The organism is Aeoliella sp. (genome assembly GCF_965227375.1).
In the GTDB taxonomy this organism is placed as follows: domain Bacteria; phylum Planctomycetota; class Planctomycetia; order Pirellulales; family Lacipirellulaceae; genus Aeoliella.
Map to the genome: position 1 here is coordinate 432,723 of NZ_CBDDFX010000001.1, position 14,634 is coordinate 447,356.

Consider the following 14,634-nt stretch of genomic DNA (forward strand, 5'->3'; position numbering starts at 1 on the left):
ATTTTGCGGCTGGATCTTCCGCAGGAAGTTCCTGAGGAGCACTAGCACGGCATCAAAAACTTGGAAGGGCGTGGCTGCGAACCAAGAGGGGTTTCGCTAGAATGCATCCTGCGACGTGAGATTGGAATTGGCCTACCACAGGGTGGGAAACTGAATATGCAAGATTCTACAGTAGACATCAGCACAGGCAACTTAACACTCGACGCGATCCTTTGCGGTGGCTTGACTCGGAACAGGATTTACCTCATCGATGGCCCGCCGGGTGCGGGGAAGACTACGCTCGGTATTGGATTTCTGCTTCAAGGCATAAAGGAGGGGGAGCCCGGTCTGTACGTAACCCTCTCCGAAACGCGGTCGGAATTGGCGGGCATCGCTGATTCGCATGGGTGGTCTATCGACGGCCTCAACATCTACGAATTGGTCGATGCAACTGAGTCGCTCGACAACGAATCGAACTACACGATGTTCCAACCATCAGAGGTCGAACTAGGTGAAACGACCCGCGGAATGATAGAGGCGGTGCAGAGACTGAACCCACAGCGCGTTGTCATCGATTCCCTTTCCGAACTCCGACTTCTCGCTCAGAACCCGTTGAGATACCGCCGTCAGATTCTTGCCTTGAAGCAGTTCTTTGTTGCCCGCGACTGCACTGCTATCTTCTTGGACGACAAGACTTCGGCAGATGACGATTTGCAGCTGCAAAGTATCGCTCACGGGGTGGTGACGCTGGATCGCGTACCTTTGGAGTTTGGAGACGAGCGGAGGAGGCTCCGTGTCGTCAAGTATCGGGGCAGGAGGTTCATTGGTGGATGGCACGATTTTGTGATCGAGCGAGGGGGAGTGAAGGTCTTCCCGCGAATTGCTTCTGAAGTGGAAACGCCGATGGTGGAACCTCGCGAACGCTTGGCTAGCGGTAATCGCTCCATTGATGAGTTACTCGGAGATGGAATTGAGCCGGGGACGAGTACACTATTGCTGGGTCCTGCAGGCGTCGGGAAATCATCCTGTGCCACCTTATTTGCAGCTACCGCCTGTAAGCGTGGAGAACGGGCGGCGATTTTTGCGTTCGACGAAACAAAGCAGACCTTGCTAGCCCGCTCTCAGGGACTGGGAATGGACCTGGGGGCGTATGAAGCCTCAGGGCTGCTAGATATTGTCCAAGTTAATCCAGGCGATGTAACTCCGGGCCAATTCGCCGACATGGTAAGAAACGCAGTCCGTTCCGACGAACGACAGCAAGCCGCATCCGTTGTTGTAGTCGACAGCTTAAATGGCTATCTAAGCGCGATGCCAGAGGAGCGGTTTCTGCAAATCCAGATGCATGAGCTGCTTAACTACTTAAGCAGTCGCGGCGTGGCGACGTTTCTTGTAGTGGCGCAACAGGGAATGCTCGGCACCTCGATGCACTCTCCGGTAGACGCCAGCTACCTGGCTGATACGGTGGTCCTGTTCCGCTACTTTGAAGCTGCGGGGCAAATACGTCAAGCAATCTCAGTCGTCAAAAAACGAGACGGTCGGCACGAGCGAACGATTCGTGAATTCAAGATGACGGATGGGCAAATCATTGTTGGAGAACCTTTGGTAGATTTTCATGGCATCCTGGCTGGCTCCCCACAGTTTACGGGGGACATTGGCAAGCTGATTGCCGAACGGGGGGGCGATGCCAAGCCTTGAAAAAGCCAAAGGGCCAACGCGCGTGATCGCTTGGTTGCCCACCGCAAGAGACGGTGAAATTACCGCTGGAATCTTGGCGGAACACGATATCGACACGCATCTTTGTCGTGACATGCAAGGACTCTGTGATGAGGTAACGCGTGGAGTTGGAGTGATCCTCATCGCCGAAGAACATTTGCTGCAAAATGCGAACGGATCTCTCCGTTCGCTGCTGGATGAGCAATCTCCTTGGTCAGATATCCCTATCGTCGTGCTGACAGCACGGAACGAAGGTCGGGTTGCTGGACTGCGTGCATGGCAACAGTCAGCCAACGTGACACTCGCTCCCCGTCCCGTCAATATTGAGCACCTAGTTGCTGTTATTCACTCCCGGATTCGCGATCGCAAACGACAGTATGTCGTGAAGAAACTACTGACCTCCTTGGAGGAGCAGCGACGAGAGTTTCAACAACTCGCGAATTCGATGCCCCAGATTGTGTTTGTGACGGATCGCAAGGGAGGGGTCGAGTTTCTCAATGATCGCGCCCGAGAATACTCACAGGAGGATGCGCTAACCAGTTCTGAGCTTCCATTCAGTTTGGCAGTTCACTCGGGTGACAGGCAGGCTTTGGTTGACAAGTGGAAGAAGTCCCTTCATACAGGCAAGAGCTTCTACTGCGAATTTCGCGCACGCCGTGACGTAACTGGAAAGCACCGATGGCAGTTGGCACGAGCTGAACCCGCTATCGGGGCCGACGGGAGCATATACCGTTGGTACGGAACATGCACCGACATACACGATCGAAAGCTCGGAGAGCAAGCTCTCGACTCAGCCCTTCAAGCCGCGCAAGCCGCCAACGTCGCCAAGAGTGAATTCTTGGCTAATATGAGTCACGAGATCAGGACCCCCATGACGGCCATCTTGGGCTACACGGAGGTCCTACGCGAGTCTGAATTCGACGACGAAAGAAGGCAGTGGATCGAAGTCATCCAGCGAAATGGCGAATTCTTACTAGGCATCATCAATGACATATTGGATCTTTCCAAGATTGAGTCTGGCAAACTCGAACTCGTTACGCTTGCTGTAGATCTTCGCGTTTTCGCCACCGAAATCAAAGACTTGCTCAATGTAAGGGCTCAAGAGAAAGGCGTTGTCTTAACGGTCGAAGTTGCGGAATCAGCGCCTGCCGCGATCCATTGCGATGACAAGCGATTGCGCCAGATACTGGTAAATTTGGTTGGAAATGCGCTTAAATTCACAGACGAGGGTGAAGTTGCCCTGCATATTTCAAGCGCTGATGAAGTCGTGCGATTTGTCGTGAGCGACACCGGTATTGGCATGACCAATGACCAACTCCAACTACTGTTCAAGCCTTTCAACCAGGGCGATGCGTCCGTTGCGCGACGTTACGGGGGTTCTGGGCTCGGACTAGCGATAAGTCAGCGACTCGCAAAGATGCTCGGTGGTTGCATTACAGCGGAGAGCGTTCTGGGACAAGGAAGCTCGTTTACTCTCGAGATCTCCGCCCCTGCGATCAATTCTATAGAGAGCCCGCTCTCTGCGCCGGCCGTCATTGTAGAAGACGCGCGGACTGATATTCCCCAGAACTGTAACATTGTGGTAGTGGATGACCGGCGCGATGTCCGCTTCCTGACGGGACACATCTTGGGTAGGGCCGGCGCCAAAGTAGAATATGCTGAAAACGGCGAGGAGGCGATTCAGCTCATACACTTGAAGATGAGCGACGGTGTCGCGCCCGACATCGTGCTAATGGATATGCAGATGCCCGTGATGGATGGGTATCGCGCTACCAAAGAACTTAGGGCCAGTGGTTTTGGAGGTCCTATTGTCGCTCTCACAGCCGACGCGATGCACGGCGATATGGCCAAATGCCTCGATTCTGGTTGTAACGCTTATCTTAGCAAACCAATCGACACGCAGCAGTTACTGCAGGTCGTGTCTAAGCATGTCGGTCGTTCAGCTTAACTGCGAGACATTCGCTGGAATCCAACCACCCGAGTCTATCAAAAGGGTGGCTACGGTAGAGGCCAATTACGCAGCACTGTCTGTGAGTTCATTATCGGGTAAGAGATTGGCGCCATCATTCAATTGCCGAGAATGTGACGCTTGGCGGTCGAGTTCTCGCTTCTCTGGTAGTAACCCGCCTTCTGCTTCGGTGGCTGTATCGTCAGACTCGGTTGACGCCGGGGCCGTCGGGGCGGTCGCAGCATCTCCGCGAACTTTCGTCTCATTCGATGTTGTCCCCTTATCGGTTATTCGCACCGGAACGCCCTGCGGGAAGATCATCTCGCGCGACTCGTCAGGGAGGGTGAAACCATCGGATTGCAATCGTTGCTTCACCCGCCGAAGCACTGCCGACCTCGCCTTGAGAGGGCTGTGCTGTTCACCATTTATCCAGAAGTACACCTGCAGGTTCACCGTGGATGACGCCAGTTCCTCGACAAGCACTAGAGGCTCCGGATCGGCCAAGACCGCCTCGTGTGATTGGAGTGCCCGTAGAACACATTCTTGAGCTTCGGAGGACGAGTCACCATAGTCGATGCCTACTACAAAGGACAAACGCAAGTTCGGGTTTGCCGAAGCGTTTTCGATCACGCTCTTGTAAACGATTGCGTTGGGAATCTGCAAATGATTGCCATCGAGCGTCATCAGTTGCGTGCCTCTAGTCGTAACACCCTGAATATAACCCTGCTTGCCGTCGATCGTAACTAAATCGCCCACTTGGAACGGTCTCTGAACACTGATCAATACACTCGCCAGGAAGTTTTCAGCAATGTCTCGGAAAGCGATGCCGATGACGATACCGATTAATCCGGTACCGCCGAGCACTGTGGCGGCGAGCCGAGTGAGCCCCGACACCTGCAATGCAAGGTATGCGCCGACAAGCAGCACGGGCAAAGCGATCGCCTTCGAGAGAACTCCACGCAACAAACCGTTCGCAACGCGGTGCTTCACAGCATGGTCGGCGACCCGGCTAGTGCCCGCGGCAGCCCACCATGCCAAGACCATCATGGTCAGGCTTACGATCAGCGTCGGCACACCTTGAATCGCGTCGCGTGCTAGCTGGCGCATCTGTTGCCAAGCTGGTGAAAAGTCGAACATACTCGGCTCGACTACGCGTATCTGATTGACGACGGCAACGACGTCCTCCGTGTTACGCGCGAGCTGCCCCGCCCAGTCCCTGTGGTCTTCGGTGTCGGTTGCCCCTTCGAGGAATACGACACCTTCATTGACTCGAGCGGAGGCAGACTCGAACCAGTCGGTCGCCTGCAGAATACGCTCCAACCGGCGTGTGATTGCCTCATCGCTGGCGGTGGGTTCTACATCGACTTCCTGGGGAGCGATCGGCGGAGCGTCGTCCGAGGGAGTGGTTGCAGCCTCAGAGTTCTCCGCCGGTTGGGCGATCGCGTCCCCTGAGGAGAATGCCACAGACATCACCACAATACATGCGAAGTGGAGGGTATATTGGGGCGGTATGGCAGATTTGTAGTCCATGGCACTAATCAACTGGAGCTAGCCATTCGGTAAGACTTGTTCGCATCTTCGGGGCACCACTCAACGCGAGTCACACCTGGACAACGCCGCAAGACATTCGGGAGCATTAGCCTAGCAGTGATAGGCTCCGATGATTTGGCGATCACAACTACGCCCTGATTCACCTCTTCAATGTGAGGGGCAAGGTGCCCATAGCCCAGTTGTGCTAGTTGTTCTTTGATCGTGTTAAGCTCCATCGTTTTCTTCTTCCTACTTAAAGCGGTTTTACAGAGACGAGGCGTCGACGCAATGACTGGGGTCGCCGCGGGTTGCATCGGCTATTGGACAGGGCTATCGACATCCTGTGAGAAGACAAGCAATGAGTACGGTGGTATCGTGATCGCCGCCGAGTCAGCTTTTCCGTCGTAGGGTATCGACTCGGCGTCAAACGACGCAGTGTCCACCGGTGGGCTAGCATTCTCCTCATTTTCGGGTGCGTAGACCTTCGCATCGGTATTACAGCGGGTGTGCTTCAGGTGACCATGCATTGAAGTCGCCAATCACGCAAACACGATCGGCATTCGGTGTCCATACTCGGAAGGTAACGCCCCCATCTACAAGTACCGATCCCATCTGGGTAGTCGAAGTGTCAACGAGCCTTGTCATTTGGTTCGAACTCTCACTGGTTGCCTTGTTTGGAATAGGCGTTTGTCACCCGATCGCAACCCTGCATGGGCAATTCTCGTACCAAGCAGTTTGATCTAATTGGAAAACTCGCCCAGTCGATTCGACGACCATTCGTGGGCCTTTCCGCCTGCCCGCCTGTGCGTATGCTCACATCGGATACCCTTCCATTGGTTTGAGCAGGACCGAGCTGATCGCTTCGCAACCAATGGACGCGCCTATTGAGTCGAACGCTTACCACTTGAATGGGAACCAGGATATTCCAACACTCTCGCGAATTTACCGCCCCGCTACAGGCTTCTGTTGCAAGTGGCCCAAGAGTTGCTTAAGCCGGAGGCTCGGACACACTTCCATCCCACTCAGTAAGGAGATCAATATGTGCGTGACGTTGAGTCCGTCGGCAATCAACCCTGGTGAGCAGGAATGCACGCTCTCGCCGGAACAAGACGCACGTCGCCGTGCCATTCGCAACTGTTGGTCACGCGAAGAACGCGCGCGCCGCAAGCGGGCGGCGGCTTTCATGCTGCAGTACCTCAGCATGGCAACTTTGAGCGACTCCCGGGACGGGCTCCGCTGCGCCAGCTGAATTCGTACCAGAAACAAGGAAGGAGATGCAAAGTGTCGAAAGAGCGCCGGGACTGCGACACCAGTCGGTGGCGGCGGGACGCCAGTATCGCCCTGGGCGCGGGCATCGCAGTCGCTTCGGCAATCGCCGCTGGCTCGTTTGCGATTGGCAATCTCAGCGGCGGCGAGGCGAAATCACTTGTCGAGGCGACGATGCCAACAAGCCGGTTCCTTTGTTCATCGGTTATGGGCGCTTTGGCAACCATCCTGGCGCTGATGCTTACGCTTCTTAGCATCAGCATGAACGCTGAGAAAGAACTTCGCGAAACATTCTACAAGCGTATCCAGCAGATTGCCTTCTATGCGATGCTATCATTGATCGCCTCGGCGGTTTTCTTGGTGTTGCACTGTATCCCAGTGGCGAAGGCAGATGAGTTACCAGACTGGTGGATGCCTGCAGTCTACTACTCAATGCTCAGCATCGCTGCAGGGCTCGCTGGAGCCACGGCAGCGGTTGTAGTGATGCTCTACGCGGCCATTCGAGATCTCATCTGCATCTTTGGTTTGGAGCAAGACCATCATCTGCGTGTGGACGGAGACTGCAACGCCGATGAGGCATGAATCTAGGAATTCGCCGAGCACTGGTCGCTTGACGGAATGCAGATTTTATCAACTTGGCAGGCAAGAGTAGGAATTAGCCAACTGAGTCAAGGCAAAGTCAAATCGCTAGTTCGGACAAAAAGCTGACGGAAGACGTCTACACCATGCAGCTTTGAGCCGTTGGCATCGGCCCGCCGAAAGTTGCTTCGACGAGATAAGCGAACGGTGCAGCATCGCATGGCGACGATTCATCGCCGAGGATAACAATTATCCATGCACGCCGCGATTTGGCATGTGCAGCGATGCGACCCTTGAATCAAGTTCACGTGAACACACTGTGCACGATATCGCCACCAAGTACTGTAGCGAGTTCCTTGCGGCCGTGGTGCATGTAGTAGAGTTCGTGTTGGTTAATCCCCAGAGCGTGCAGGAGCGTTGCGTGAAAGTCGCTTGGACGAATCGGGCGTTCAATGGGCGTGTATCCAATGGGGTCAGTAGCTCCTATAACCTGTCCGCCTTGGACTCCGCCACCGGCGAGCCAATACGTGAACGCTGTAGGAGAATGATCGCGGCCTCCTTTCCCTCCTTCCATCGTTGGTGTTCGTCCGAATTCCCCTCCCCAGATGACGAGCGTATCATCGAGTAATCCGCGTTGTTTCAGGTCAGTAAGCAATGCTGCAATTGGAAGATCACAACCGGCTGCATTCTTGACATGGTTTGAATGGAGTTTACTGTGGGCATCCCAATCCGCATACCGAATCTGAATAAACCGTACTCCCGCCTCGGCCAATCGTCGAGCCAACAAGCAATGTTTGCCCATACTAGCTGTAGACTCATTGTCTAAGCCGTAGAGTTGCTGCGTGTAGGCCGATTCTTGACTGATGTCGAAGAGCTCCGGTGCAGCTGTCTGCATGCGGTACGCGAGTTCGTAAGACTTGATGCGTGCTTCCAGCTCGGGATGTCCCCCGACTGCCTCTGTGTGTTCCTGGTTGAGCGCGGCAAGCATATCAAGTTGCTGCCTTCGAGAAGTCGAGTCGTAAGCCGGGGGCATAGTAATATTGCGGATTCCCTGCTTGGCATCCACGACGGTGCCCTGATAGCTGGGAGGCAAGAAACCCGAACCCCAACCCGACGCTTGAGCCGGCTGTCGGGGGTGGGTGTTCAGGTGCATGGCGATAAACCAAGGAAGGTTATCGTTCTCGCTTCCCAGTCCATAAGTAACCCACGAACCAATGCTGGGGCGATCGCCCACGCCCGTGCCGGTGAGCATCACGCACTCACCCGGGCCGTGGACCGGATTGCGGTGGTGCATCGACCGAATCACACACAACTCATCGACGTGCGCGGCAGTATGAGAAAACAGTTCCGAAACCTCAGTGCCGCTTTGCCCATATTTCTTATACTTGAACGGCGAGCCCATCAGATTCTTCAAGCCGCCACCCCGTTTGAGCCTGGGCACATTCTTCGCAATGCTTTCGGGAACGTCGCCCCCATCGAGACTATTGAGTTCCGGTTTGGGATCAAACGTATCAATGTGACTAGGACCACCCGCCATGTAGAGCCAGATAACGCGTTTTGCTCGTGGAGCAAAGTCTGGGCCGTGCAATTCCACCGGTGAACCTGTGGAGGCATACAGCAGTCCGTCGTTGGCGAGTAGCCCAGTCAGGGCGACCGTACCAAGACTTAGGCTGCCGCGGAGGATATCTCGTCGAGACACGATGTAAGTGCCCCGGTTGTTCGCTTGGGAGGAGATGTGCGATGGTTGCATGGAATTCACTCCGTCAACTTCATCGGAACGCGGCAGCGCAAGGTTAGCGAGCGGTCCCATGATTGCGCGTTATGGGATATAGATAAACTCATTTAGATTCAGCATTCCGTGGCAGAATTGCACGAATCGATTGTTTGGTGTTTCATCTGGGTTAACGGAATCTGATTGCAGAAAGTCGATCAGGATGTCGAGCTCACGATCGGTCGGTGGCCGACCCAAAACAATCTCAAATACCCGGAGTGAGCGATGCCGTGGATCAGCGCCAACATCGCGACTGACGCGTTCCGCTAACGCTTCGGCATACCGGAATACCTCCGGGTTGTTCAGCAAGAACAAGGGTTGGAGTGGCACGGTGGAAGTCAATCGCTGTCCTGAACAAGTTAATGTAGTGGGTGCGTCAAAGAGTTGCTGGACGACCGGCAATTCGCCACGCTTTTGCTCCAAATAGATTGTGCGGCGAAGGGAAGTTTGGCACTCCTTCAGCGGTACGCTCGGGCCTCCAACAGTGGGATCTAAAAGCCCGGAAGCTGCCAGCATCGCGTCGCGAATCGTCTCGGCCTCCAAACGTCTCGGCTTCCATCGCCAATAGTACTTGTTTTCAGGATCCACCACTGCAGAATCCTCGACGAACTGCGACGAACGCTGGAAAGTATCAGACTCGACGATCAACCGTTGGATGTGCCCCGTGTTCCAACCGCTTTCAATCAACTCCACCGCCAGCCAGTCGAGTAATCGCGGATGGCTTGGCCGGTCACCCTGGGTCCCAAAGTCATCGGGAGTCGACACGAGTCCAGTGCCGAAGTGATATTGCCAAATGCGATTGACCCAGACCCGCGCGACCAATGGGTTATCGCGGCTGACCAGCCAATCGACCAGTGCGCTACGTGGTCGCTGGCGAATGCCAGCATCGTCTGAGGACTTTCCAAATATCGCCGGCCATCCAACATCTACCTCCTGGCCGGGAGCATCGATATCACCACGAATGAGAAGGACGGGCTTCATCCGCTCCAGCATAGACGGAGCGTACTCGAGAGGTGACGTTACATCGTGAAAAGGTACCGCAACAGAATTTGGGCTGGTGACGGGAGAGTAAAAACCCCAAGTGGTCTCGAACGTCTCAATCTCTTTTTTGAGTTCGCCATATCGCTTCTTCTGCTCGCCAGACATTCCGTTCTTCAGATCGCTGGTAATGGCAAAGACAGGCTGCCCAGCGATCCGCTTCTTGGCTTCGATGCGTGATCGAACCGCTCCGATGATTTCGTACTGCTCGTCCGCGTAGTCAATCGCTTTCTCGTACTCTGCTTGTGATGCGTCACCGCGAAGCAGTAGCCTTCCAGGTTGACCTTTAACAAAGAATCCACCGAATCGGTAGTAATCACGGGCAGTTATTGGATCGAACTTGTGGGTGTGACATTGTGCGCAATGAATCGTCAGCCCCAATATGGCTGATCCGGTTGCATTCGTGATATCAACCAGAATGTCATTTCGTTGAAGTGGTTTGTCGAGCTCATTATCGCTGTAGCGTCCCGATGCGAGAAATCCTGTCGCAATCAGGTTTTCATCTTCATACGGCTCGATTTCGTCGCCCGCAATCTGCTCGCGTAGAAAATCGTTGTGTCGTTTGTTCGTGTTGAAGCTGTTAATGACATAATCTCGGTAGCGCCAGGCGTCGCGCCGGGATTCGTTGTGCTGATGACCATCACTCTCCGCCCAACGGGCAAGATCTAGCCAATGACGCGCCCATCGTTCACCGTAGTGCGGTGAAGATAATAGCCGGTCGATGGCCTTGCGATAAGCGTCTTCAGAGTCGTCGGCCAGAAACGATTCGATCTCTTCAGGCGTTGGCGGCAGACCTGTGTAGGTTAAAGCGAGCCGCCGATACAGCGTACGACGATCGGCGCGTGGGGATGGTTCCAGTCCCTCTTCTTTGAGTTTAGCATCGATAAACGCATCAATTGGATTGCGTATCTGATCCGTATTCTGAACTCCTGGTACTGTTGGTCGTTGAATCTTCTGATACGCCCAGTGATTGCTTTGGAGCGGCTGCGATGGTAGCAGATTGTCGTCCCAATCCAGGCCTTGGTCTATCCATCGGCGGATCACCTCGATGTCGGCATCCGGGAGAGGATCAGTTCCTTGCGGCATTCGCAGGTCTTCATCATCAGTTACCAGTAAAGTGTATATCGGACTTTGTTCGCTCTCGCCTGGGACAGCTAGCGGTTTGCCTTGAAACATGCCCAGCAGTTCATCACGCATGTCTAGACGATAACCCGATTCGGCATCGTGCCCTTGATGACATGCAAAGCAGTGGTCTGACAGAATGGGATAAACGTCCCGTCGAAAATCGACTCTCCCGCTCGCATTTCGCGCAAGCGTGATGTCTTCAGGTTCAGGCGTCTGTTCCTTTTCGCCACCTGGCATCACATCGGCCCATCGTTCGCCGAGCACCAGTTCGTCAATCAGCACGAAATCGCTCAACTCTGTTTTCCTACCCGTAGCAAACCCCACCCATCGAACTAGATTGGACCCCCGGCCGTAGGCTGTTGCATCTGGAACATCTTGCATGCCATCTTCAGGATCGATCCAGAGTTCCAAATGGTCGTATGAACCCAACGGTCCCGGCTGAGTCTTCGAGAGTCTTGCAATAACGACATACGTATGGTTGCCTTTGACTTCGATCTCGCTAAAGGAGGTATTTTCACTTCCAATGCGGACCATGAAGACATTCTTGCCTTGCTCGCCATTATCGTCGGCAGGCAAGGCATTGATGCCGATGTTGGGCACGTTCGGATTGTGGCCGGCTCCATCACCTCCATCGATGTCGTCGAGCCAGAGGACGAAGAACTCGCCGTTACCATGCCGCCCTGGATTGTCGAGAGAGGTCGCGTCGTACCGCAACAAAAAGCGAACATAGAGTTCATCGCCGCTAAAGGGTGTACTGAGTTCCCTTCGTAGCGGATTATTGCGATTGCCGGTACCGTGCACGGCCACAGCCCTTCCAGTGCCGACTTGCTCACCATCAGCGGACGGGAAAGTCAAGTTCTCGTCGCAAAGATACTGTGAGATACCCGTTGGCGACTTCCATCCGACCTGCGCCCAACCCGACCCTCCCTGTAGGTCTTTGACGTTGCTCTCCGCGTACACAAAGGAGTCTTCGGCGACTACCTTGGCCAGCGTCGGTTTGATCGCAAGGGAGAGTGAACAAGCGACGGAAAGAACGGCAAAAATCGAGCTGCGCAGTGAACGAAAGTTGCCTCTGCAGCATTCATTGAGTGCAATCGCAGCGAAGGTCACCAGGCACAGCAAGGACGTACTCGGTTCGGGAACCTGCGTCTCATTGGTTTCCAAAGCGGCAGAAAGAGCTTCGCCAAAGCGGACTTTCCACAGGTGGTAGTCCGCAGCATCCACCCCGTTCAACCCATCACCGACATTGTTGATGACCGACTCGTCGGGTGCCCCGAGGTTGTTCCGCCAGACGACGTAGTCGGCGAGGTTCACGAACCCGTCGCCATTGAAATCGCCGTCCAAGCCGGGTGTTAGATCGGGCAGATCGCCGAACACGACAATGCCCATCATCGGCTCAGACTCTCCCGCGACTAAGAACTGAAAGGTCAGGTCTTCGACACTTCCCGCGCCGGAATCGTTGTAGAGTTGTCCCAGATTGAAGCCTTTCAGAGATGTGAAGGTCGTTGCTCCACTATCCATAAGTTCGGTAACGCGAAATTCATCGGAGATGGGGGAAGCCGCCCATAGACCTCCTTCAGCGTTCTGTTCGTCGAGGCTATTCCAGCCATCGGAGTCGATCAGTCCGCCGGCGGAAGTAATCGTGTATCCCTCAATGTCGACCGAAAGTGTCGATTCATTTTGGATCGCCGCCATGCCGTTCTCGTCGATGGTGAGCACCAGGTTGTTTTTCCGCACGTCGCCCACGTATTGCACCAGGCCAACGACGTTTTCGAACCCGGGTTGGGTATAGTTGAATTTGAGATCTCCTGAGGTTGTCTCGACGCCAAACTCAGTTGGCTCCGCGGGTGCGAAGAGAGCACCAAGCGCATGCAGGACCCCGTCGGCAAACGCGGTCGTTCCCTCATCTCTTAGCTGAGTAACCCGCGTTGCCGAAACCATCGAACTGGACCATCCAGTTCCAAGTCCGGCGAAACTCGCCTCATCGATTAGTCCTTGCTTTGAGGTCACCGAGTAGCCGTCAATTTCAATCGGCGTCGAGAGGGGATTGCTGATCGATACATCCCTCGCTTCTCGGTTCACCGTCAAAACAAGGCGATCAGAGGGTTGAGGATTCGCGTCGAAGTACGCCCGAGCGTCCCATTCGAGTATCGACACCTCGGATGCGGCCGAACCGAGTCCCGTCGGTTGATAGTACATGCTGAGTACGCCGTCGGTTTGCCAGCGATTCAAATCGTACATCGGACTCCAGGAGCCAAGGTCCTCTTGCGTAAGGTCGAATGTAACCCAGTCATCGCGGCTAGCAAGTTCACTGTAGGCGACTGTCACGCCACCTCCGCGTTGATGGTCGGCGTATACAACGAGAACGCGATTTTCATCATCAACCATGACCGTTGGACGGCGGAGCGAGAAATTGCGCAACTGCGACTCGTGAATTCTATTGTTTCCGTTTTCAGGGTTCCGCTCGCTCACCTGGTGAGTCTTCCACTGCGTTCCGTCGTATTCGACGAGCATGATCTGCCGCAGATGGTTCCCCTGGCTGGCTCCAGGGGCCCAGTAGGTGGTCATGTAGTAGTTGTCATCCGGCCCGATTGCAGAGTTGGTCGCGTTGATAAGACTACTGCCTTCGGGAATCTGTACTACGGGAACGGCGTTGTTTTCATCAATGTCGTGCACGTTGTTGCGCTGGTAGATGGTGCCATCGTCTCGGTACCAATCGACTCCCTGATTGTCCGAATACGCGTACATGACATTGTGGTTCGATTGGTAGTCGCCAAAGCCCGACGGAGAGTCACCACCGGTCCGCCACGTCCATGTAATGTGCATTCGCCCCTTCGAGTCCGTCATAAGGCCATTGGGATAGGCGTTGGTATCGGGCAGGCTGTCGCCGCTATAGTCGTCGTCGAACCAGGGTTGGGGGCCGGTGTCGCCTGAGTTGAGTGCCGTATGAACTCCATTCCATACGTCGTTCTGATTGTCCCAGCGGACAAGCTGCCACTCGCCGTCGCCAGAACTGCCACGGCGATAGTTGATCAGCAAGTCACCACTTCCAGGAATGTTGGTAAACTCAGGATAGGTTACTCCAGCACTCTGAAACGGCAACGCGTCGGTGATGCTCGCCGCATTTCCCACCGTTCCGCCGACCATCTCAAACGGATCGTCGTTCACCACGGAGGTTGTCGATCGTGAATAGAGAAGCGGATTGCCATGAACACCCCACGCCACATGCAAGAATCCATCGCCATCGATCGCGATGGAGCTGGTGTTGTGGGCGTCGTTGATATTGAACGATGTAAACTCCGTTTGCAATAGACTCCATGTATTCGTGGCGTCCGACAAGTTGCGTCTCCCGAAGATCAGCTTGCCATCGGCACCGTAGTAAGAAGTGAACTGATAATCTCCGGACGTAGTCACCGTTTGCCGCTTGAATGGCACCGCATTAATGTGCCCGTGTGCCCAACCAAGATCGTTGGTGCTCGGGTCGCCATCAGTTACGGAAATGAGTTGTAGGTAGTCTTGCGGGTCAGACGCACGAATCACCGAAGCGCAGGCGAGGAAACCTGCGATGACTATCGATATCTGAATGAAGTTCCGGTGGGGAAACGCTCTTCGCATGTTCTCTTTCGTGTTGTCTTAGTAGGGCATGCCCCATCGATACAGCAAGTCGTCGAGTTGCCAGACTTTC

General features: G+C 54.7%; 8 protein-coding genes. 4 read left to right on the top strand and 4 right to left on the bottom strand.

The window, feature by feature from the left end:
* The first annotated feature begins 156 nt into the window (after nt 1-156).
* Complete coding sequence (locus ACQK2L_RS01840; protein ID WP_425395225.1) at nt 157-1,674, top strand: ATPase domain-containing protein; 1,518 nt, start codon at nt 157-159, stop codon at nt 1,672-1,674.
* Complete coding sequence (locus ACQK2L_RS01845; protein ID WP_425395226.1) at nt 1,661-3,640, top strand: ATP-binding protein; 1,980 nt, start codon at nt 1,661-1,663, stop codon at nt 3,638-3,640. The genes ACQK2L_RS01840 and ACQK2L_RS01845 overlap by 14 nt, the downstream gene beginning before the upstream one ends.
* Nucleotides 3,641-3,706: 66 nt before the next feature.
* Here ACQK2L_RS01845 and ACQK2L_RS01850 read toward each other — a convergent pair whose 3' ends face one another.
* Nucleotides 3,707-5,110: a mechanosensitive ion channel domain-containing protein gene (locus ACQK2L_RS01850; RefSeq protein WP_425395227.1), complete on the bottom strand. Its 1,404-nt coding sequence runs from the start codon at nt 5,108-5,110 to the stop codon at nt 3,707-3,709.
* A gap of 555 nt (nt 5,111-5,665) precedes the next feature.
* A complete protein-coding gene (locus tag ACQK2L_RS01855) occupies nt 5,666-5,815 on the bottom strand; it encodes a hypothetical protein (protein ID WP_425395228.1) in 150 nt (49 codons plus the stop codon).
* Between the two features lie 394 nt (nt 5,816-6,209).
* On the opposite strand from ACQK2L_RS01855, the gene ACQK2L_RS01860 reads away from it, so the two are divergent.
* Nucleotides 6,210-6,419 (top strand): hypothetical protein, encoded by a 210-nt coding sequence (locus ACQK2L_RS01860; protein ID WP_425395229.1) that lies wholly within the window; start codon nt 6,210-6,212, stop codon nt 6,417-6,419.
* Between the two features lie 32 nt (nt 6,420-6,451).
* Entirely contained in the window at nt 6,452-7,018 is a 567-nt protein-coding gene (locus ACQK2L_RS01865; protein WP_425395230.1) for a hypothetical protein, read from the top strand.
* 301 nt (nt 7,019-7,319) lie between these two features.
* Here the strand turns inward: ACQK2L_RS01865 and ACQK2L_RS01870 are convergent, their stop codons facing one another.
* Entirely contained in the window at nt 7,320-8,609 is a 1,290-nt protein-coding gene (locus ACQK2L_RS01870) for a DUF1501 domain-containing protein (protein WP_425395231.1), read from the bottom strand.
* 225 nt (nt 8,610-8,834) lie between these two features.
* Entirely contained in the window at nt 8,835-14,489 is a 5,655-nt protein-coding gene (locus ACQK2L_RS01875) for a DUF1553 domain-containing protein (protein ID WP_425395232.1), read from the bottom strand.
* Between the last annotated feature and the right edge of the window lie 145 nt (nt 14,490-14,634).

What these genes read in the sequence shown, in the direction of transcription:
- ACQK2L_RS01840 (WP_425395225.1), top strand. Translation starts at nt 157, where the DNA reads ATGCAAGATTCTACAGTAGACATCAGCACAGGCAACTTAACACTCGAC.
- ACQK2L_RS01845 (WP_425395226.1), top strand. Translation starts at nt 1,661, where the DNA reads ATGCCAAGCCTTGAAAAAGCCAAAGGGCCAACGCGCGTGATCGCTTGG.
- ACQK2L_RS01850 (WP_425395227.1), bottom strand. Translation starts at nt 5,110, where the DNA reads ATGTCTGTGGCATTCTCCTCAGGGGACGCGATCGCCCAACCGGCGGAG.
- ACQK2L_RS01855 (WP_425395228.1), bottom strand. Translation starts at nt 5,815, where the DNA reads ATGACAAGGCTCGTTGACACTTCGACTACCCAGATGGGATCGGTACTT.
- ACQK2L_RS01860 (WP_425395229.1), top strand. Translation starts at nt 6,210, where the DNA reads ATGTGCGTGACGTTGAGTCCGTCGGCAATCAACCCTGGTGAGCAGGAA.